Genomic DNA, 21,545 nt, shown 5'->3' with positions numbered 1-21,545 from the left:
TCAAAGGTTAAGTCAACCTAAATGGCGTATTGTTACGGTCTTTAACTAAGGTTTAACACGTCTTTCATGGTGAAAACCCCTGATTTGCCAACAATCCATTCAGCGGCTATGACTGCTCCCAGTGCAAAGCCCTCCCTGTTATGGGCGGTATGCTTAATCTCTATGCCGTCCACTTCACTATCATAGGATACGGTGTGGGTTCCCGGAGTATCGGCAATACGTTTAGCTGTTATGGGTATTTCCTGTTCCCCGGCTTCATCCAACTTCCAATTGGTGTAATCAGTTTCATTTATTACGCCTTCAGCAAGGGTAATAGCCGTTCCGCTTGGGGCATCCAGTTTTTGGGTATGGTGAATTTCCTCCATGCTAACGTTGTATTGTTTTAATGGGGCCATCATTTTGGCCAAATAGGAATTGAGCTCAAAAAATAGGTTGACACCCAAACTAAAATTGGAAGCATAGATAAAAGCACCATTTTTTTCTTTACAGAGGTCCACGGCATTTTGGTAGTCCTGCAACCATCCTGTAGTACCCGATATTACAGGGATATTATGCTCCAAGCAGTTTTTTATATTACCATAGGCCGCATTGGGCATACTAAAATCAATGGCAACGTCAATTTCGGAATAATTTATTTCCGTAGTGTCTACATCTACTTTGGCAACAATGGTATGGTTTCTTTTTAGGGCGATCTGTTCAATCATTTTTCCCATTTTCCCATATCCGAACAAGGCAATATTCATAAATTAAAACTTAACGGTTAATGCCATTCCATAAATAGGCTTGGCGGTTATTGGATCCAAATCCAAAAAGGGCTTGAAATCCATACTTAGGTCGTCGTCAACGTTAAATTGCTTTAGATGGGCATCAACATTGGCATCAACAATATTTAGGGCATACATGCCTATAGTGATCAACAACCAAAGGTCGCGATCCTCTTGATATCTTTCTTGGGCATCTTCCAGGGCTTCGTCCGAAAAGTCGGGATCGGAGCCTGGTTCATTGGGAGCTCCCAGGTCGTAGAATTCATCATCGGTAAATCCGGCCTGTCTGCGTTTAAACGCCGTTCTAAACCTGTCGTAGAGGTCGTCGTTGTATATGTAGGCGTATACTCCGGTTCCCATTACGGCGTATACAATAGGTACTTTCCAATAGCGCTTATTATATATTTGTCCTAGACCAGGAAATACTGCCGAATAAAAAGCGGCTTTGCTGGGAGCCAATGGATTAATGGCCTTTTTCTTCACTTTAATCGTATCCACTACGGAAACGCCCTCTTTTTTCAGGGCGGTTTGCACGGAGTCTGAAGCCTGGGTATTATTTTCTTCTTCCTGGGCTAGTCCTACGGATATGACAAGAAAACATATGGCCAGTGATACAAAAGATTTATTCACCCGTAATCAATTTTTTTAATCGATCAAATTCTTCTTTGGAGTGGAAGGGGATGGTAATTTTTCCTTTACCTTTTTCAGAAGCCTTAATATCTACTTTGGCAGATAAATACTCGGTAAAGGTTCCTAGGTTCTTGATTACGAAATCTGGGTTTGAGGTAGATTTTTTTTGATTTTTTCCCGATACAGAATCGTTTTGGTTCGTATCGGTCTTTCCCTCTTGGTACTCTTTGACGGCTTTTTCCGTATCTCTCACCGAAAGGTTTTCCCCAACAATTTTCTCATATAGGGCAATCTGGTCTTGCTTTTCTTCAACATTTACCAAGGCCCTACCGTGGCCCATACTTACAAAGCCGTCCCTGATCCCTGTTTGTATGATGGGGTCTAAACGCAATAAGCGCAAGTAATTGGTAATGGTAGACCGTTTTTTGCCGACCCTTTCGCTCATCTTTTCCTGGGTCAGTTGAATTTCATCTATCAGTCGTTGATAGGATAATGCAATTTCTATAGGGTCTAAATCCTGTCTTTGAATATTTTCAACCAAGGCCATCTCAAGAGATTCTTGGTCATTGGCAATACGGATATAGGCCGGGATGGTTGCCAAACCCACCAATTTGGAGGCCCTGAACCTACGTTCCCCGGATACCAACTGATATTTGTTGAAATCTAATTTCCTTACTGTGATAGGCTGAATAACGCCCAATTCACGAATAGAGGAGGCAAGCTCCTGTAATGCATCATCATTAAAGTTTGAGCGGGGCTGAAAGGGGTTCACATCAATGGACTCCATTTCCAATTCCACAATATTGCCCACTACTTTATCGGCGTTCTTATCCGTAGCCGATTGTATATCGTTGTTAGGGTCTTTTAATAGGGCCGATAAGCCGCGGCCCAACGCTTGTTTTTTTACTGCTTTCGCCATTATACTGTCTCCTTGTTTTTCACAACTACTTCATTGGCCAAATTTAAATAATTGGCAGCTCCTTTACTACTGGCATCGTACTTAATAATGCTTTCTCCATAACTAGGCGCTTCACTAAGCCTAACATTTCTTTGGATAATGGTGTCGAATACCATTTCGGAGAAGTGCTTCTTTACCTCTTCCACTACTTGATTGGATAGCCTTAACCTGGAATCGTACATAGTAAGTACCATGCCTTCAATGTCAAGTGCTGGATTATGGATTTTTTGAACACTTTTAATGGTATTCAATAATTTGCCCAATCCTTCCAAGGCAAAGTATTCACATTGAATGGGAATCATTACAGAATCTGAGGCAGTAAGCGCATTCAATGTAAGCAGTCCAAGTGAAGGGGCACAATCTATTAAGATATAGTCGTATTTATCCTTCAACTCTTGCACCGCATTTTTCATCATATATTCCCTATCGTCCTTATCCACCAATTCAATCTCAATAGCTACAAGGTCTATATGCGCAGGGATTAGATCCACATTGGGAGAGGTGGTCTCAATAATTAGGTCTTCGGCAGGGGTGGTATGCTCCAGAAGTTGATAGGTTCCCAATTCAATACTTTCCACATCCAAACCTAATCCTGAAGTTGCATTAGCTTGGGGGTCGGCATCAATTAGCAACACTTTTTTTTCCAAAACACCTAAAGAGGCGGCCAAGTTTACCGAAGTAGTCGTTTTTCCAACGCCTCCTTTTTGATTAGCAATAGCAATTATTTTGCCCATTATCATAGTAAGTTAGGGGGTAAAAATACGATTATTTACGTTGTTATAAAATGTATTTTGTTAACACAGGGCAAATAACTCTTCTCTTTTCGTTAAACTGCGTTAAAGTTTAAGTGGTTTTACCACCAACCTATTAAAAATAAGTAGTTTTTTCAGGCCAATGAGATATGTATTTAGTAGCCTGTGTAAAAGTTGGTGTTAAAGCTTTAAGATATCCAAAATTTGGATGGCCGTGTCACTTATTTTTGTACCTGGCCCAAAAACGGCCACAGCACCTGCTTGGTATAAATATTCATAATCCTGTTTCGGAATTACTCCACCCACAATAACAATGATATCTTCCCGTCCATAGGCTTTTATGGCTTCTACAACCTGTGGCACCAAGGTTTTATGTCCGCCTGCCAAGGATGAGATTCCCAAAATATGGACGTCGTTTTCAACGGCCTGCTTGGCAGCCTCTTCCGGGGTTTGGAAAAGTGGTCCTATATCCACATCAAAACCTAGGTCGGCATAGGCAGTAGCCACCACTTTAGAGCCTCTATCGTGTCCGTCCTGACCCATTTTAGCAATCAGGATGCGCGGTCTACGGCCTTCCTGCTCGGCAAAGGCATCTGCCATTTGCCTAGCCTTGCCAAAACTATCGTCTTCTTTTATTTCTTTTGAATACACTCCACTAATAGAATTTATGCTTGCCCGGTGTCGTCCAAAGGCATTTTCCAATGCGGTGCTTATTTCCCCTAGGGTAGCCCTTGCCTTAGCTGCTTTGATGGCTAAAGCTAATAAATTTTCTTCATCTGTTGTAGTGTGGGTATTGGAATCAATTCTGGACTTGGCTACTTCTGTAAGATTATTCAGTACCTCTTGGACTTCCTTGTCATTCCTGTCCTTTTTTAACTGTTGTAAACGTTCAAGCTGTTGATTCCTTACTCCGGCATTGTCAACTTCCAGTATTTCCAGATTGTCGTCTTCCTTTTTGGGCCTATATTTATTGACACCGATGACTGTTTCCCTGCAGCTGTCTATTCTTGCCTGTTTTTTTGCAGCAGACTCCTCAATTCTCATCTTTGGGATTCCGGCTTCAATTGCTTTGGTCATTCCCCCTAGGGATTCAATCTCATCTATAAGCGTCCACGCTTTTTCGGCCAAGTTGTTGGTTAATTTTTCCAGGTAATAACTGCCGCCCCATGGATCTACCGTTCTTGTTATTTCGGTCTCTTTTTGAAGGAACAATTGGGTGTTTCTGGCTATGCGGGCAGAAAAATCGGTTGGTAGGGCCATGGCTTCGTCCAAGGCATTGGTATGCAGGCTTTGAGTGCCGCCAAAAATAGCCGCAGCCGCCTCTATAGTGGTTCTGGTAATATTATTGAAAGGGTCCTGTGCTGTAAGGCTCCAGCCACTGGTTTGGCAATGTGTCCTTAGGGCAAGGGATTTTGTGTTCTTAGGGTTGAATTGCCTTACCAATTTGGCCCATAGCATTCGGCCGGCCCTCATTTTGGCAATTTCCATAAAATGATTCATTCCTATTCCCCAGAAAAAGGATAGTCTGGGGGCAAAGTCGTCAATATCCAATCCTGCTTTTAGTCCAGTTCGTATGTACTCCAGCCCATCGGCTAAGGTATAGGCCAATTCCAGATCTGCCGTGGCCCCTGCTTCGTGCATATGGTAGCCAGAGATGCTAATGCTGTTAAATTGGGGCATATACTTACTGCTGAAGGCAAAAATATCGGCAACGATCTGCATGGAAGGGGTAGGGGGATAGATATAGGTGTTCCGGACCATAAACTCCTTTAAGATGTCGTTCTGTATGGTTCCGGAAAGCTCTTTGGCCGGTACTCCCTGTTCCTCTGCCGCAACTATAAAAAACGCCATTATGGGGAGTACTGCACCGTTCATGGTCATGGAGACCGACATTTTATCCAAGGGAATGTCATTGAATAAAATTTTCATATCCTCCACACTGTCTATGGCTACACCGGCCTTGCCTACATCGCCCACCACTCGTGGATGATCACTGTCATAGCCCCTATGGGAAGGAAGGTCAAAGGCCACGGAAAGTCCCTTCTGGCCTGCCTTTAGATTTCTTTTGTAAAAAGCGTTGCTTTCTTGGGCTGTAGAAAATCCTGCATATTGCCTTATGGTCCAAGGCCTACCTACATACATGGTAGCATAGGGTCCCCTGAGATATGGGGGGGTACCGGCAGCAAAATTAAGATGATCCAAGTCTTTAATGTCCTCTTTGGTATATTCCTTTTTAAGATTGATGCCTTCGGCAGTCTCAAATGGCACATGGGAATTCTGGCCTGTAGGTTTTTGTCCCCGAACAGACTTCAGTACAATGTGTTGAAGATTTTTCCTTGCCATGCTGTCTTTTAGTTTAATGCCGGTCCTTGACCCTATCCTATTTAAATATGGGAATTGGTCTGTAGGCCCCATATGTAAGCAACTATTCTTGTTTTAAGCGTTCTTTTTCCCATTCCTCGGCCAACCTTCTTGCAATGATGGGCTCTATGAGGGTTTTACGGGTATTTGTTTTTACAAAGGGGTATCGCTCCAGCTTGTTTTTCATTTTGTCCTTTCTAGTGGCGTGTTTATTGGTCCCCACCAAAATTTTCCTCTGTTCTTTAAAAAGTTGCTGTTCTTTGGCTGCGGTTTCTTTTATTTTTTTCTGAATGATGTGTTCCTTTAATTGCACCAAAAACCCTCCGCCAGTTTCAATTTGCTTGAAAAGGTCCAAGGCCTTGGACGCCAGTTGCCGCGTGATGGATTCAATATAGTAGGCACCGTCTGCGGGATTGTTCACCTTGTTGAAAAAACTCTCTTCCTTTAATATCAGTAGTTGATTCCTTGCCAACCTCTTGCTAAATTCATTATCCTTATTGTAAATGTCGTCATAGGGCATATTGCATAGGTTATCGGCCCCACCTATAATGGCCGACATACATTCTGTTGTAGTGCGCAATAGGTTGTTGTTATGGTCGTAAAGCGTTTTGTTTCTTCTGTTTGGAAGGGCAATGACATGGCATTGGTCCAAAGCTCCGTACTCAGTGCTCAGGGTTTGGTACAATATCCTTAGGGCCCTTAGTTTGGCTATTTCAAAGAAATAATTGGAGCCAACCGCAACCTTGAATGTAATCACTGCCTTTTTTAGGTAATCTTTATGGGAGTTGTCCAAGAGGTTGAGGTATTCGTTGGCATGGGCCATGGCATAGGCCAATTGCTGAACCATATTGGCGCCGGCGTTTGCATAAAGGGATGCATCAACGCTTAAAGTATAAGGATGCCCCTCTTTAATGATCTCCGCCAAAAGGTTATGATCTTTATTTATGTTGTTGTACCAGTTGCCAACTTTGGCCAAGTGTCCAACAATATCAATATTTAAAAAAACTTGTCCCCCTTGTTCCTCTGTGGTATCCAAAATAGATTTTACATAGGTGGGGGATAGGAACTGGAGATCACAATAGAGCGCTGTTTTTTGTAGATCAATATCCTTTACCAGGGTGTGGAAGGCTATGTCTTGGGAGGGAATTGTAAAATGTAGGCTTTCTGCACCTTGTTCCAGGGCCTCATTAGCTTTGATGTTTGTTTGTTCCGCATCTCCAGCATATAGGAATTCTCCAATTTTCCAGTCGGTTTCCCTGCTTGGATTATATTGTTCATCCACAAGTTGTTCATCCCGATGGTAGAACGGCTTTACTTTAATCCCTTCCGGGGATTCCCATACCAGACTTTGGCTATAGTCCTTGCCTTGAAGATCGTATTGGATCTTTTGTTTCCAAGCCTTGGAAGATACCTCAGGGAAATCGCCAAATAGTCCGGAGCTACTCATCTTTACTGGTTTTTATGCTGTCCTCATATTCGATCAAATAAATTTCTTCGTTTTTCTTTTTTAAATAGTATTGTTCCCGGGCAAATTTCTCCAGTTCTTCCGGATGGGATAATTTTTCTATTATTTTTTTATCCTTTTCTATTTCTTCGTGTAGAAAATCCCGTTGTTTTTCAAGGTTGTCTATTTGCTTTTGAAGTTCCCAGTGGATCAAGAGCGAATTGGTGTCAAAGAAAAGCATCCATACCACAAATACCGTCAAAACCAAGACGTACATATTGGTGACGACCCCAAACCATTTTTTCTTTCTTATGCCTTTGATTCCCATTTTTGGTTATCCTAATTTCTCGTTGATAATAGTCCTTACAATATCTACGGCTACTGTGTTGTATTTATTATTAGGGATAATAATATCTGCATATTCTTTTGTAGGTTCAATAAACTGGTTGTGCATGGGTTTTAAGGTGTTTTGATAACGCGTCAAAACCTCGTTTAAGTCCCTGCCCCGTTCATTGATGTCCCGCTTTAACCTTCTGATGAGTCTCTCGTCCGAATCGGCATGTACAAATATTTTTATGTCGAACATTTCCCGTATTTTGGGGTTGGTCATGATAAGGATTCCTTCTACAATCATCACCTTCCTGGGGTGGGTAAGGATAGAATCCTTTGTACGGTTGTGTTTTACAAAAGAATACACGGGTTGATGTATGGGATTACCATTCTTTAATTCCTGCAAATGCCCGCACAGCAGTTCAAAATCTATGGCACGTGGATGGTCGAAATTAGTTTTGGTACGTTCGTCAAAAGCCAAATGCGACAGGTCATTGTAGTATGAATCCTGAGAAATTACCCCCACTTCCTCATCGGGCAACTCATTTATGATTTGGTTTACGACCGTGGTTTTGCCACAACCTGTACCACCTGCAATTCCTATAACCAGCATGTATCTTTAATTTGTTTCAAAAATAACAATTTGCTGTCAAACCAACGGGATTAATATGGAGGATGGTGGAATAAAGAGGTGAAGTTTTACGTAATAATGGGTGTGGCTGTAATGGGAAATTGTGACAGGGATGAGCTTTGGTGCGTTAGGAGTGTTCTTTAGAGTCTATAATATTGGGTATTGCCCCGATTCTTTATGATTATTTTTATTGAAACGTTTCATTTCTGGGTATTTAGCCTTGTTCTGCTACAATTGGCTTAATAGATGTTGGTATAATGTTAATTAATGTTGATAAAATGTTATTTAATACAGGAAAGTAGTTTCCCTTAGACCATATGGTTACTTTTGCACAATGCAAAAACCGCAACAAAGGCCTCAATTTGAATTTGTTGCCATAATGGCCTCTTTAATGTCCATTGTGGCCCTGACTATCGATGCCATTTTGCCGGCAATGGCCACTATTGGCGTGGCTATCAACAGTTTGGATCCTACTAGAAATCAGCTGTTGATAACGATGATTTTTTTGGGATTGGGAGTGGGACAATTGGTTTTTGGTCCATTGTCGGATAGTTTTGGTAGAAAGCCCATAGTTTATATTGGTTTTATTCTATTTAGTATTGCTAGTGTTATCTGTGTACTGTCACCCTCCCTTGAATGGATGATTTTTGGAAGGATACTGCAGGGAATAGGCCTATCTGCTCCAAGGACCATTAGCATTTCTATGATCCGGGATTCTTACAAAGGGGATTATATGGCCAAAATTATGTCTTTTGTAACGGCATTTTTTATTCTGGTTCCCATTGTGGCACCTGCCATGGGTAAATTTTTCTTGGATCATTTTGGGTGGGAGGCAATTTTTTACATGCAGTTGTTTTTTACCATGGTGGTAGGAGTATGGTTTTGGAAAAGACAGCCCGAGACACTGAAACCCGAATTTAAGGTTAAATTCTCCAGTCGTGTGTTTATAGATGGGTTTAAGGAGCTTATCGGATACCGTGAAACGGTGGCATTTACTATAGTGTCAGGTCTTATTACAGGGGCTTTTATGGTTTATTTGAGTGCCGCACAACAGATTTTTGAAACCCAATACGGTTTAGCTGATAGTTTTCCATTTATTTTTGCCGGATTAGCTATATCGGTGGGACTATCCACATTGATGAACGGTACTTTGGTTGTTAAATTTGGAATGCGGAGATTGGCATTGGTATCCTTGATTTTATTCTGTGGCATTTCCATTATTTATGTTGTCTTGTTCCATAATACCCAAAACCCTAGTTTACCTATACTGATTAGTTTTTTGTCATTGCAGTTCTTTACTTTGGGGTTCCTGTTTGGAAATCTAAGGGCCATTGCAATGGAGCCAATAGGGCATATAGCTGGGATTGGGGCTGCCATTACTGGTTTTGTATCTACCTTGATCGCTATACCTATTGCCACCTATATAGGTAGTTTTATATTGGGGACAACACTTCCGCTTTTTGTTGGGTTTGCTATTTGCGGACTTGCTTCCCTAGGTATTTTTATGCTGATGAGAAAACGTTCGGTCGTGGTAAGGGTATGGCAAAGGGCAAGAAGTTTCAGGTAAATCAAAACACTGTTTTCGGTAATCTAAAATTTCCTCTTCGCGATTCATCTGCTTTTATGTTCCAGGAGCCTTTGCTTTGATGAATCACCTGCTAGTAGCGGTTGGGTATTTTGGAACCAAGAACGATTAAGTTATTGTTTTTTGGAGCAGATAGACAAGTAGTAACCATCAATATCTCTTACGGAAAATTCCCTACGTCCCGAATTGGGGTTTATTTGTGGTGTGTTTTCTATTGTAGCATTTAGGGATTCAGCATTTTTCCATATTAGATCCAGGTCGTCTACCACAAAATATAGGATCAATCCATTTCCTACTGTTATATCTGGATTGGAAAGGGTAGGGTGATCGTGGTCCCCCCATTTGTGAAGGGACAGGATCTGTTCCTCCTGCTCATTTAATAGAATTTCAAATGTTGGCCCACCGTGACCGCTTTTACATTGTAGAAGCCTTTGGTACCAATTGGAACTTTTTTTCACGTCTTCCACGGCAATAATGGGTTGGGTTCTTATCATGTTTATGAGGTTGAAATAGGGTTGTGTCTTGCGCTAATCAAAATCCAATTTTAGTCCGCCGAACCATTTGGCATATAGGTTGTATAATACTGCCTCAACAATTCCCAGTACAAATCCTAGCCCGGCGAAAATAAGGGGCATCCCCAAGAGTGCTCCAAAAGCCAGCAGGGTTCCCACACTCAATCCTGGTGTAGACATGGATTCAGGGTTAAGTAGGCCTAAACTTACCCCAATATCAATGAGGAGTCCGCCGAAGGCGTACAGTATTCCGCAGAGCAGGCCAATTAACAGTCCCAGAAAGGCTTGGAAACAGGCAAAGGGGATTAGCTTTAGTCTTTTTATTGGTTTCATAACAGTTATTGCTACTACCTACCAAGTTAAGCATTTTCCACCAAGGTATTGCAATTGACAATTGATGTACTATTACCCAGGAATCAGGTACGGGTCATGAAAGGATTAAACTCCTAGGTCAACAATAGAATTCTTTTGGTGTGTTAAATCTGAGAGCTGTAATCAGCTATGGCGTTATACGTTAGATATAGAGGTTATTTTATCAATTGGAAGGGTGAGGACCTATTTGGGAGTTTTGCTAGATTCATAAAAGTATTCAATAAATTAAAATAGGACCTTTTGTATGGACATTGATGGCTCCAATAGCCCAAAAGCCAATCCTGATTTAGGCATTGGCTTTTAGGAAATATTTCTTGCGCAAGCCAAAGGCTACCCGGACCAATAAAATTAGGGCCGGCACTTCAACCAACGGACCAATGACCCCTGCGAAAGCCTGTCCGGAATTTAATCCAAAGACCGCTATGGCAACGGCGATGGCCAGTTCAAAATTGTTTCCCGCCGCAGTAAAGGCCACCGAGGCTGTCTTGTCATATTCTGCTCCCATAGCTTTAGTGAAGAAAAACCCTATGATAAACATTAGGCTGAAATATAGTAGTAAGGGTACGGCTATGATCAGAACATCCAAGGGAATCCCAACAATCATTTCGCCCTTTAAAGAAAACATGACTACTATGGTAAACAATAAAGCAATCAATGTCATAGGGGATATGGTAGGAATAAAGGTGTTGGAATACCATTCCTCACCCTTCATTTTAACCAGTATTAATCTGCTTAAAAAACCCAAGGCAAACGGAATGCCTAAATAAATGGCTACACTTTCTGCTATGGTGGCTATGGAAATATCTACTATTGCCCCTTCAAACCCAAAGTAGGGAGGGAGTACGGTTATAAAGATCCAGGCATAAAAACTATAGGCAAATACTTGAAATATACTATTAAGGGCTACCAAACCGGCACCATATTCACTGCTCCCTTCCGCAAGGTCGTTCCAAACAAGTACCATGGCAATGCAACGTGCCAAACCTATAAGGATGAGGCCCACCATATATTCTGGGTAGTCCCTTAAAAAAGTAATGGCTAGGGCGAACATCAAAATAGGGCCAACAATCCAGTTGAGAATCAATGAAATGGATAAAATCTTGGTGTTTTTAAAAACCTTGGGCAAAAGAGAGTAGTCTACCTTGGCCAAAGGAGGGTACATCATTAAGATGAGTCCAATGGCAATTGGTATATTGGTGGCCCCACTACTAAAACTGTTGATCCACTCTGGGAAAGTAGGTGTAAAATAGCCTATACTTACCCCTAAAGTCATGGCTGTAAAAATCCATAAGGTAAGGTAGCTGTCCAGAAAGCTTAATTTTTTGTTCGAAGCCATTTATAGAGGTTTTATTTGGGCAAATACGTATAACAATTCCGTTGCAATTTGAAGGCTTCTTTCCTGATATTTTTCAGCCTGCTGTGGCGTATTGTCAAATGCCTTAGGGTCATCAAAAGTAATAGGGAAACGTTTTTCAGCTCCTGAGATAAATGGGCATCCCCCGTCTGCCTGTGAACAGGTCATAACTGCTGCAAATTCAGATTTGGGATTAAATTCATCATCCAATTTCTTTGAAAACCCTATGACGGGAGGCTCGTTCTCGGCATATTTTATACTGTAAATGGGGTTTTTGCCTTCAGAAATGGTTTTTATTTGGAATCCAGTATTTTTAAGGGTTTGTGCCACCACAGGGAATAAGGCAGTGGATTCTGTTCCGCCGGAATAACACTGTACATTCTTAACCTTAAAATAGAAGGCCATAGTTTGTGCCCAGACTTGGGATAAGTGGCTCCTTCTGGAGTTATGGGTACATATGAAATTAATTCTAACTGCTTGTTGAGTATTTGCCTTATGCTGAATATAATCCGCTAAAGGCTGTAGAATTTCTTTTCGCTCCTCACTAATATTAGCAGTACTAAGTTGAGAGATAGCCAGATCTATTTGGTCAAAGATCTTCGTTTTTGCGTCTGTCATAAAAAAAGGTATGTGAAGATATTATTCAGTTAGCAGCATCCAGAGTTAGGCGCACAACAATTGGCCGATGCCTCTTGTAGTTGGGATAATTTTATTTTTGGTTTTTCAGTCGGGATCCCACAGTTATCCTTTGCCAAACAATCTGTATGCTTGGTGGCCAAAAGAAAGTTGGTGCCATCAAAGTCCAATCCAAATTTTTGAATCGTTTCCCCTTGATATTCCACCTCAATTTCCAAATCCCCAATTTCCAAAGTCCTTTCCGATAGTTCTATAATGTGTACCAACTTCTCAGGATGTAATCGGTGGTCATAATCGTTTGAATCCCATAGTTGAAAATTTACAACCTCTTCTTTGCGTACGGTACCACCGCAGTCAATAAAGTTTTTGGTAACTTTTCCAACCTCAGTAACATGAAAATGATTGGGTACTAAATTGCCGTTTGGCAATTGGAATGCAATAGTTTCCAATTTTCCTAAAATTGTCTTTATTTCTGATAGTTTCATGATAAAATAAATTTATTGTAATAATGCGATTAATGTATTCAAATTTTTTTAGCAGCAATCTCCTTGTGAAGTTAGATCTTGATTAAGAAAACTATTTAAGATTTCCTTCATTTCCTGCCATTTCTCTATGTTGATGCAATAGCATACGCTGGTACCCTCTACATTTCCTTTTATAAGTCCCAGTAGTTTCAACTCCTTCAAGTGCTGGGAAATGGTGGGTTGTGCCAGGCCTATTTCGCTTACCAGATCACCACAAACACAGGTGTCCAGTTTAAATAAATGTTGTAATATGGCTACTCTGGCCGGATGACCAAAGGCTTTGGAAAAACTGGCAATTGCATTCTGTTGATCAGAGAATATTTCTGTTTTAGCTAATCCCATGATTTATTGAATTTGTATATTGCAATATTACGATTAATAGTTTTTTTATCCTATGCTTTTGTTTCTTTTTTTAAAGTTGTCCCTTTAGTCTTGTTTTTTCCGAGTTAATAGAACTGTATGTTGTTCCAGATGGCTGTGGGTTCTTTTAAAATCTATGTGATAAACCTCAGGTTCCATGAATGAATTAAGGTGTAATAGTGCTCTTAGCGTATCCAATTTATGATAATTGAAATACACTCTGTTGCCATTACTACCTGTTATAAAACCCGATTTATTTGGTTCGCCCTCTACAAAACTTATATAGAGCAAGCCGTTGTTGGAAAGTAATTGGTGGCTGTCTTTAATAAATTGAACACAATTTGCAGCAGAAAGGAAGGGTAGGCAAAACCCTGATACTATGCCGTCATACTGGGAGGTTAGTAGGTTAATGTCCCTACAGTCCATAACCTTGAAGGTGGCGGTTGGATTGTTCTTTTTGGCCAAGGTTATCATATTTGGTGCAATATCTAGCCCCAGAATATTAAAGTCGGGCCTTTTGGATAAAAGATATCTAGTAATGTTTCCGGGGCCACAGCCTATCTCCAAAATTCTTGCATTTTTTAATGATATGGATTCACAAATAAGATCATAGCTAGTGTTGTACAAGTCCAGATCCATAAACTTGTCTTGATATAGGGAAGCTATTTTGTTCCAGGTTTCAAATGTTTCCTTGTTGTGGTCCATTGGTACATTTCATTTCAGAAATAGGGGGTATGAATTATAAATATCGATAATAATCTTCAACTTCTTGGCTGTTTATCAAATCAATTTTTTGAATAATTGGGATATAGTGTTGGAATAGGAAGGTTATAGAGTGTAAGTAAAAACCTACTGCCATCGATAAAATACAACTTTTAATCGCTGAAGTGTTTTGGCGGCCTGATACGTTTGTCGGGATTTTTCTGCACTTAATCCAAATTCTATCAACTTAACGAGAAACAGTGTTATTCATCGAATCAGAACCTAGTGAAATACACTTGCTGGAGTTATATATATAGTAAAACGCAAGTCATGAAAACTATTTTAACTTTAATTTTTGTCCTTTTTATCGGAGTAGTTGCACAAGCTCAAAACGATGCTGTTGAAGTTAAGGTTGAAACTGTAACCATGGGTATTGCAACTGCTACTTCTAAACAAGAAGTGGCTGCTGAAACAAACAATACAGTTGCCCGTTTATATATGTTCAAAAATTCTAAAGTAACCAAAGAATTGTCTTTCTCTACCAAATTGAACAGGGCTAAATTGGCTTAATAAGTGTATTAAATAATCACATTAGGGCAATTGGGCCCTATTTCATAAGAGAATACTATGATATTGATCGCTATTTTATTTCCATTGTACATACTACTTTATTTCAGGGTGGTTTATCTTAAATTAGTGAAGAACATGAAAATATTAAAAGTAGTGACAAAACATGGGAATTGATGCAGCATTCCCTTTAAGTGCTACAATTTGCTTTGCTAATTGTATTTAGTTCCGTATTAGGAAGTGAATTGGGCTTCCGATTACCAATTTAGGTTTTAAATGGATGTTGGATATCTGAAAACTCAACAATATAGTTGGTGCCTTTCTTGGAAAAATCCCTTTTTATAGATCCTTTTAATTGTCGGGACAAATTGTAGATAAGTTTTAGGCCAAGAGACTTGGTGTTCTTATGGCTAATAGTTTCTGGATAGCCTTCCCCATTATCGCCTATATATAAAATATAATCTTTGTCGTTGGACTTTTGCAGGTTGATATATATTTCACCTGGTTCATTGTCTTTTATTCCATATTTGAGTGCATTGGTGACTACTTCATTGATCAATAGTCCCAAAGGAATGGCGGTATCTATACCAAGTTTAACATCTGGAATATTTATTTTTAGGGAAATATTGTTTTCCGAGCCTTTAAAGGATCTCACCAGATAATCGGTTAATTCCTCCACATATGACTTATATTCTATCTTAGATAGGTCGTGGCGCATATACAGCATCTCATGGACCATGGCCATGGAAATAACCCTGTTTTGGCTACTTTTGATCATGTTTTTCATTCTGGGCTCCTCAATTACCCTGGATTGTAGGCTTAGTAGGCTCGATACGGTTTGGAGGTTGTTCTTTACCCTATGGTGGATTTCTTTCAATAGGGTATCTTTTTCTTTTATTCGGGCCTCATTTTCATTTCTGATCTTATGTAGTTCATGGTGGGCTTTTAGAAGGTTCTTGCCAATCACCCCGCCCAAGAGATAGACAGAGAAGAGTATACTAAAAAGGCCAAAAATATTTCTACTTTCTACAGGGACAACATTATGGGTGAAACTAAAATCGGGTAGGCTTTGCGAATATATTAGAATAATTACAACCAAGTTTAGGTTTAAATAAATACGTCCGTACCCTCTAGTGCTAATATATCCGGCAAATACAATTAGGGCCAGGACAAAGATAAAGGGGCTGTTGATGCCTCCGCTGTACAGGGTAATGATGATAGAAGCCAAAAGGCCCGAAATAGAGGTAATGTTATAGGTTAAGGTAAGTTTTCTGTGTTTGTGGAACAATAGGGTGTTTACCAAGTTCAATAGCCCGAAAGTGATAAACGAAACCGGAATTATTTGAGTGATTTTTAGATAATAAATACAGAGAATACCAAAAATAATGGACAGGGCAGAGGAAATATAGTTCACCCTCAGCATTAAATGCACTTTGTCCTTTAGTTGGTACTGATCCTGATTGGGTATTCGCATTAAAAAAAATGGTTAATGGTTATATTCTAACCGTAAATATAATCGTTTGAATGTAAGCACGATATATTTTAAGGTTTAAAACAATTTATACGTGGAATTAAATTTTAAGTAAATCGTTAACATTGCTTAATAGGTTTTATGGTGTTAATTAAGTAGGAAAAAACCCCAGTGTAATTATAAATATATTAATTTTTGGGCAATAAAAAAGCGGCGTTCTTTGGGGGACGCCGCTTTTCGGTACTAAAAATCCTGTTATTTTTGGAATGGAATGTGTTTTATTCTTCTATTAATACCCATTCTCCCTTATCCAAAAGAGGTTCTGCTTGCTTGTATTTTACAGTCTTGCTTTCGCCAGACATTACATGCTTAATGGTCACCCTTTCGTTTCTTCCAATTTTGGCTTTTTCCCTGACAATAGTTTCCGTGACCTGTGGTCTACCTCCTTGGTTTTGGCCAGCGGCCCTATTCTGGGCAGACAACTCATCGCTATTGGGAATTTCTTCTTTGGTAGTCTTTAGGTTTTCCTTAGGTCTGCGAACATTGCGTGCCTCCTGAATTTCAGAACTTTGGTTGGGCAGTTCCCCTTTGAATAAAAAGGATACGATCTCTTTGTTTACTTTATCTATCATGCCTTTGAAGAGTTCAAAAGCTTCAAATTTGTAAATTAGGAGTGGATCTTTTTGTTCGTGTACGGCCAATTGAACAGATTGCTTCAGTTCGTCCATTTTTCTTAAATGGGTTTTCCATGAATCATCAATGATTGCCAAGGAAATATTTTTCTCAAAATCCGTTACCAGTTGCTTACCGTTGGTTTCATACGCATCTTGAAGATTGGTAACCACATTAAGTGATTTTATTCCGTCTGTAAAAGGTACAACAATTCTTTCAAATTTATTTTCGCTGTCTTCATACACCTTTTTAATAACGGGGAATGCCGTTGCGGCATTTCGTTCCATCTTGTCCTTGTAATGGGAAAAGGCCGTTTTATAAATAACATTGGCCATTTCCTGTACCCCCATTTTGGAGAATTCTTCCTCGCTTATAGGGGAGGTGATGGAAAAATATTTGATCAGTTCAAATTCGAAGTTTTTGTAGTCGCTGGCAGCTTTGTTGGTCTCCACAATTACCTCACAGGTATCGTAGATCATATTGGCTATGTCCAACTTAAGACGTTCTCCTTGCAGGGCATGGCGTCTTCTTTTGTAGACCACTTCCCGTTGGGCGTTCATTACATCATCATACTCCAATAACCTTTTACGTACACCAAAATTGTTTTCCTCTACTTTTTTCTGTGCTCTTTCAATAGATTTGGTCATCATGGAATGTTGTATGACCTCACCATCTTCCAGTCCCATTTTATCCATCATTTTGGCAACTCTGTCCGACCCGAACAATCGCATTAAATTGTCTTCTAGGGAAACGTAGAATTGTGAGCTACCAGGGTCTCCTTGTCGCCCTGAACGTCCTCTTAACTGTCTGTCTACCCTTCTGGAATCGTGTCTTTCCGTACCAATAATTGCCAGTCCGCCAGCTTCTTTTACTTCCGGACTAAGTTTAATATCCGTTCCACGACCGGCCATGTTGGTGGCTATGGTCACCACCCCTGCATTACCGGCTTCGGCCACGATATCGGCTTCTTTTTTGTGTAATTTGGCATTAAGAACATTGTGCGGAACCTTCCTAATAGTCAGCATTCGCGAAAGCAATTCCGATATCTCTACCGAGGTGGTACCAATAAGTACCGGTCTTCCGGATTTAGATATTTTGGTAACCTCGTCTATGATGGCATTATACTTTTCCCGTTTAGTCTTATAAATTAGGTCCTGCCTATCATCACGGGCAATAGGTCTGTTGGTCGGGATTTCCATCACGTCCAACTTATAGATTTCCCAGAATTCCCCGGCCTCGGTAATAGCTGTACCTGTCATCCCTGCCAGTTTGCTATACATTCTAAAGTAGTTCTGCAAGGTAACGGTGGCAAAGGTCTGGGTCATGGCCTCGATCTTTACATTTTCCTTGGCCTCTATAGCCTGGTGTAGTCCGTCTGAATAGCGACGACCATCCATGATACGGCCCGTTTGTTCGTCCACGATCATCACCTTGTTGTCCATCACCACGTACTCTACATCCTTTTCAAAAAGGGTATAGGCTTTTAAAAGTTGGTTCATGGTATGGATACGCTCACTTTTAATGGCAAAATCCTTAAACAATTCCTCCTTTAATTCGGCTTCCTTGTTAATTTCCAACTCTTGATTTTCAATTTTGGCTATCTCACTGCCGATATCAGGCATTACAAAAAAGTCCTTTTCGCCATCGCCGGAAAGATATTCCACACCCTTTTCAGTAAGTTCTATTTGATTGTTTTTCTCATCTATTACAAACCATAGATCCTCATCAACCTTGGGCATTTCCCGGTTGTTGTCCTGCATATAGAAGTTTTCGGTCTTTTGGAGCAATTGTTTTACGCCCTCTTCACTAAGAAACTTTATCAATGCCTTGTTTTTGGGAAGTCCCCTGTGAACTCTTAGCAATAAAAAGGCGCCCTCTTTGGTGTCCCCTTCCTTGATAAGTCTTTTGGCCTCGGCCAGTACACCGGTAAGGTAAGCGCGTTGTTTGTTTACAATGTCTCCCACCTTGGGTTTAAGCTCGTTAAACTCATGACGGTCCCCCTCGGGTACCGGTCCAGAAATGATAAGTGGGGTACGTGCATCATCTACAAGAACTGAATCTACCTCATCCACTATGGCGTAATTATGTGGCCTTTGTACAAGGTCTGTTGGGGTGTGGGCCATATTGTCCCGCAGGTAATCAAAGCCAAATTCGTTATTGGTGCCATAGGTGATATCAGCATTATAGGCGGCCCTTCGCCCATCAGAATTGGGTTGGTGCTTGTCTATACAATCTACCGAGAGGCCGTGAAATTCAAAAATAGGTGCCATCCAGGCACTATCCCTCTTGGCCAAATAGTCGTTCACAGTTACCAAATGCGCCCCGTTGCCGGTAAGGGCATTTAAATAAAGAGGTAGGGTAGCTACCAAGGTTTTTCCTTCCCCAGTTTGCATTTCTGCAATTTTTCCTTGGTGGAGTGCAATACCTCCAATTAACTGTACATCGTAATGTACCATGTCCCAAGTAACTTGTTTTCCGGCTGCGTCCCAAGAGTTCTTCCAAATAGCATTATCCCCATCCAAGCTAACATAATCTTTGCTGCCCGAAAGTAATCTGTCGTTTTCAGTGGCTGTAACACTTAGGGTTTCATTATTGGCAAAACGCTTAGCTGTTTCCTTTACCACGGCAAATGCCTCTGGTAGCATTTCGGACAGGGCCTTTTCTGAAATGGTGTATGCCTCCTCTTTTAATTTGTCTATTTCCGCATAAATATCTTCATTCTTATCTATATCGGTAGACGTCTTTACCTCATTCAGCAACTCCTCTATTTTGTCGTTGATGGCCTTGCAGTCTTCCTTTATTTTATTCTTGAAAAAAGAGGTTTTGGCCCTAAGCTCGTCATGACTTAATTTTTCCAGTTCCGCTTCAAAAGATTTTATTTGATTTACCAAAGGCTGAAGGATCTTAACATCTTTCTTGGATTTGTCCCCTACAAATACCTTTAATACCGAATTTAAAAAACTCATAATGTTTTCTGTTGTTTATAAATGACCGTGTTTAGGCCATAAAGTACGTATATGCCCTAACGGATGTTAGGAGCAGTGTTATATTGTCTTTTGGTATTGGATTTACCAAAGTCAAAATTACGTAAAAAAAAAGCCTCATATGAGACTTTTTTGTTGAAATTCCGTTAATATTTTAATACTCATCCTCGTTCCAAAGATAGTCCTCTTCGGTAGGATAGTCTGGCCAAATCTCTTCAATAGATTCATATATTTCCCCGCCTTCTTCCTCCATGGATTGTAGATTTTCCACAACTTCCAAAGGTGCACCGGTTCTAATAGAGTAATCTATCAATTCGTCTTTTGTGGCGGGCCAGGGCGCATCACTAAGGTAGGATGCTAATTCTAATGTCCAATACATCGTAATTAATTGTTTTTAATATTTTGCAAAAGTAATTTTTAAACTGAAATAGCCAAGTTTTTTCTAATAAAATTCAACTATTATATGCTGTTTTTTAGGCTTTAATAATTTGATAACGAAGAATTAAGCAATTTATTGGTTCCCTTTCTCAGGAACCCACTTCATTTCTTCTACCTTATAAATATGGGACAATTTTCGTGCCAATACAAATAAGAAATCAGAAAGCCTGTTGATATATGATAAAATTATAGGATCTACAGGCTCCAGTTCATTAAGTTGGGCTGCCATTCGCTCGGCTCTGCGGCATATAGTACGCGCAATGTGACAATATGACACGGTGGTGTGCCCCCCAGGCAGTACAAAATGGGTCATAGGCGCCAAACCCTCCTCCATATGGTCAATTTCGCTTTCCAACTGTTCAATATCACCCATGTTGATTTTGGGTATGTTTAAACGATCCTTGCCATTTTTTAACTTTTCTTTTTTAGGGTCAATGGCCAACAATGCCCCAGCTGTAAATAAACGGTCCTGAATGTTCAACAAAACCTTTCTTGAGCGTTCGTCAATGTTCTGGTCCCGGATAAGTCCTATCCATGAATTAAGCTCGTCCAAGGTTCCATAGCTTTCTATCCTTATATGATGCTTGGGTACACGTGTGCCTCCAAACAGCCCGGTAGTGCCATCATCACCTGTTTTCGTATATATTTTCATTAATGTCAGGGTAATTATTATATTATGGAGCTTGTTTACGTGTACTTTTAAAAGATGGGTCAAGGCAACCGACCCATAAGGGGGGGTAACTGTTGAGACCCATTCAAAGGACTTTATTGGTCCGATGTCTCCTTACTTTCCTTTTTTTGGTAATCTTCCATGAATCGCCTAGACTTTCTTTCCCTAGATTTCTTTTTAGCAAATCCCTGTCCAATAAAGTAAATAACGCCTAGAATAGCAAGTACAATGTAAATAATATAGTCCATTGACCAATTTTAATTTTTATGGTTTTTCTTTTACCTACCTTAAAAATACGGGATTAAATCCGGATTTTAAAATGTTCCTTCACCTGCTCCTTTCTAAAAAACACCAGGCCTCCGTAAAACATATCTATGGTGACCCTTACTTTTTCCAGATTTTTGATGACTTTCCATTGATTATAGGTGGCTTTGTTTTTGTACAAGTTGTGTACATAAACTATGCTGTTGTTGTTTAGTGCATTGTTTTTAACTATAAAATGCATTATGGTCTCTTTGTCCAAATTTTCCAGATAAAGTATTTCGCTGGACGTACTGCACAGTTCTATATCCCTAACTTTTTTTTTAATGGCCCTAGGTAAGTCGGTATCATTGGTTACTAACTGTATGCTGTTTTTTTTAAAGTATAAAATGGTTTTTAATAAGGTGTTCAAGGACTTGTTGGAAGTAAAACTAGGTGGGGAATACAGGCATTTGGTGACAAATTTGTATACAAAAGGCGAGTGTACCCCATGCTGATTGGTAGCTGTAACCCAAAAGTTGAGGAGGGAAAAAAATCGATAGAACATGTGTGCCTAAATTTTGTTGA

Annotated in this window: 23 protein-coding genes; 2 read left to right on the top strand and 21 right to left on the bottom strand. The window is 40.1% G+C overall.

Annotated features, from left to right (window positions below; genetic code table 11):
* Positions 1-41: 41 nt before the first annotated feature.
* The 8 genes from dapB to udk form a co-directional block, all read right to left on the bottom strand.
* Entirely contained in the window at positions 42-743 is a 702-nt protein-coding gene (gene dapB, locus EHW67_RS10725) for a 4-hydroxy-tetrahydrodipicolinate reductase (RefSeq protein WP_126162375.1), read from the bottom strand.
* A gap of 3 nt (positions 744-746) precedes the next feature.
* Positions 747-1,394, bottom strand: a complete 648-nt coding sequence (locus EHW67_RS10720) for a DUF5683 domain-containing protein (protein WP_238389897.1) — start codon at positions 1,392-1,394, stop codon at positions 747-749.
* Positions 1,387-2,313: a ParB/RepB/Spo0J family partition protein gene (locus EHW67_RS10715; RefSeq protein ID WP_126162374.1), complete on the bottom strand. Its 927-nt coding sequence runs from the start codon at positions 2,311-2,313 to the stop codon at positions 1,387-1,389. The genes EHW67_RS10720 and EHW67_RS10715 overlap by 8 nt, the downstream gene beginning before the upstream one ends.
* Positions 2,313-3,086 carry a ParA family protein gene (locus EHW67_RS10710; protein ID WP_126162373.1) on the bottom strand — a complete coding sequence of 258 codons (774 nt, stop codon included), beginning with the start codon at positions 3,084-3,086 and terminating at the stop codon, positions 2,313-2,315. The genes EHW67_RS10715 and EHW67_RS10710 overlap by 1 nt, the downstream gene beginning before the upstream one ends.
* Positions 3,087-3,284: 198 nt before the next feature.
* A complete protein-coding gene (scpA, locus tag EHW67_RS10705; protein ID WP_126162372.1) occupies positions 3,285-5,447 on the bottom strand; it encodes a methylmalonyl-CoA mutase in 2,163 nt (720 codons plus the stop codon).
* An 82-nt stretch (positions 5,448-5,529) separates the two neighbouring features.
* Complete coding sequence (locus tag EHW67_RS10700) at positions 5,530-6,912, bottom strand: methylmalonyl-CoA mutase subunit beta (RefSeq protein WP_126162371.1); 1,383 nt, start codon at positions 6,910-6,912, stop codon at positions 5,530-5,532.
* A complete protein-coding gene (locus tag EHW67_RS10695; RefSeq protein WP_126162370.1) occupies positions 6,905-7,237 on the bottom strand; it encodes an FtsB family cell division protein in 333 nt (110 codons plus the stop codon). The genes EHW67_RS10700 and EHW67_RS10695 overlap by 8 nt, the downstream gene beginning before the upstream one ends.
* A 6-nt stretch (positions 7,238-7,243) precedes the next feature.
* Positions 7,244-7,852: a uridine kinase gene (udk, locus tag EHW67_RS10690; protein ID WP_126162369.1), complete on the bottom strand. Its 609-nt coding sequence runs from the start codon at positions 7,850-7,852 to the stop codon at positions 7,244-7,246.
* Positions 7,853-8,204: 352 nt separating this feature from the next.
* On the opposite strand from udk, the gene EHW67_RS10685 reads away from it, so the two are divergent.
* Positions 8,205-9,437 carry a multidrug effflux MFS transporter gene (locus EHW67_RS10685; RefSeq protein ID WP_126162368.1) on the top strand — a complete coding sequence of 411 codons (1,233 nt, stop codon included), beginning with the start codon at positions 8,205-8,207 and terminating at the stop codon, positions 9,435-9,437.
* A gap of 131 nt (positions 9,438-9,568) precedes the next feature.
* On the opposite strand, the gene EHW67_RS10680 is transcribed toward EHW67_RS10685, so the two are convergent.
* The 7 genes from EHW67_RS10680 to EHW67_RS10650 form a co-directional block, all read right to left on the bottom strand.
* Positions 9,569-9,949: a VOC family protein gene (locus EHW67_RS10680; RefSeq protein WP_126162367.1), complete on the bottom strand. Its 381-nt coding sequence runs from the start codon at positions 9,947-9,949 to the stop codon at positions 9,569-9,571.
* Between the two features lie 33 nt (positions 9,950-9,982).
* The gene (locus EHW67_RS10675; RefSeq protein WP_126162366.1) at positions 9,983-10,300 is read right to left on the bottom strand and encodes a hypothetical protein; all 318 of its coding nucleotides are present in this window, start codon (positions 10,298-10,300) and stop codon (positions 9,983-9,985) included.
* A 325-nt stretch (positions 10,301-10,625) separates the two neighbouring features.
* A complete protein-coding gene (gene arsB, locus EHW67_RS10670) occupies positions 10,626-11,675 on the bottom strand; it encodes an ACR3 family arsenite efflux transporter (RefSeq protein ID WP_126162365.1) in 1,050 nt (349 codons plus the stop codon).
* Positions 11,676-12,311 (bottom strand): arsenate-mycothiol transferase ArsC, encoded by a 636-nt coding sequence (locus EHW67_RS10665; protein ID WP_126162364.1) that lies wholly within the window; start codon positions 12,309-12,311, stop codon positions 11,676-11,678.
* A 29-nt stretch (positions 12,312-12,340) separates the two neighbouring features.
* Positions 12,341-12,814, bottom strand: coding sequence for a DUF6428 family protein (locus tag EHW67_RS10660; RefSeq protein ID WP_126162363.1), 474 nt, complete (start codon positions 12,812-12,814; stop codon positions 12,341-12,343).
* Positions 12,815-12,862: 48 nt separating this feature from the next.
* Positions 12,863-13,195 carry an ArsR/SmtB family transcription factor gene (locus tag EHW67_RS10655; RefSeq protein WP_126162362.1) on the bottom strand — a complete coding sequence of 111 codons (333 nt, stop codon included), beginning with the start codon at positions 13,193-13,195 and terminating at the stop codon, positions 12,863-12,865.
* Positions 13,196-13,279: 84 nt separating this feature from the next.
* The gene (locus tag EHW67_RS10650) at positions 13,280-13,918 is read right to left on the bottom strand and encodes a class I SAM-dependent methyltransferase (protein WP_126162361.1); all 639 of its coding nucleotides are present in this window, start codon (positions 13,916-13,918) and stop codon (positions 13,280-13,282) included.
* Positions 13,919-14,245: 327 nt separating this feature from the next.
* Between EHW67_RS10650 and EHW67_RS10645 the strand changes: the two genes are divergently transcribed.
* Entirely contained in the window at positions 14,246-14,485 is a 240-nt protein-coding gene (locus EHW67_RS10645; RefSeq protein WP_126162360.1) for a hypothetical protein, read from the top strand.
* Between the two features lie 262 nt (positions 14,486-14,747).
* Here the strand turns inward: EHW67_RS10645 and EHW67_RS10640 are convergent, their stop codons facing one another.
* From EHW67_RS10640 to EHW67_RS20480, 6 genes are all read right to left on the bottom strand, one after another.
* Positions 14,748-15,956, bottom strand: a complete 1,209-nt coding sequence (locus EHW67_RS10640; protein ID WP_126162359.1) for a sensor histidine kinase — start codon at positions 15,954-15,956, stop codon at positions 14,748-14,750.
* 275 nt (positions 15,957-16,231) lie between these two features.
* On the bottom strand, positions 16,232-19,591 hold the full coding sequence (secA, locus tag EHW67_RS10635) for a preprotein translocase subunit SecA (protein ID WP_126162358.1): 3,360 nt from the start codon (positions 19,589-19,591) through the stop codon (positions 16,232-16,234).
* A gap of 172 nt (positions 19,592-19,763) precedes the next feature.
* The gene (locus tag EHW67_RS10630; protein WP_013994285.1) at positions 19,764-19,988 is read right to left on the bottom strand and encodes a DUF2795 domain-containing protein; all 225 of its coding nucleotides are present in this window, start codon (positions 19,986-19,988) and stop codon (positions 19,764-19,766) included.
* A gap of 132 nt (positions 19,989-20,120) precedes the next feature.
* On the bottom strand, positions 20,121-20,699 hold the full coding sequence (locus tag EHW67_RS10625) for a cob(I)yrinic acid a,c-diamide adenosyltransferase (RefSeq protein ID WP_126162357.1): 579 nt from the start codon (positions 20,697-20,699) through the stop codon (positions 20,121-20,123).
* Positions 20,700-20,812: 113 nt separating this feature from the next.
* Entirely contained in the window at positions 20,813-20,965 is a 153-nt protein-coding gene (locus EHW67_RS20485; protein WP_202911957.1) for a hypothetical protein, read from the bottom strand.
* Positions 20,966-21,018: 53 nt separating this feature from the next.
* The gene (locus EHW67_RS20480) at positions 21,019-21,525 is read right to left on the bottom strand and encodes a hypothetical protein (RefSeq protein ID WP_202911956.1); all 507 of its coding nucleotides are present in this window, start codon (positions 21,523-21,525) and stop codon (positions 21,019-21,021) included.
* Positions 21,526-21,545 lie beyond the last annotated feature (20 nt).

Source organism: Arenibacter aquaticus, assembly GCF_003957295.1.
GTDB classification, from domain to species: Bacteria; Bacteroidota; Bacteroidia; order Flavobacteriales; family Flavobacteriaceae; genus Arenibacter; species Arenibacter aquaticus.
This window is presented reverse-complemented; position numbering and strand designations above follow the sequence as displayed.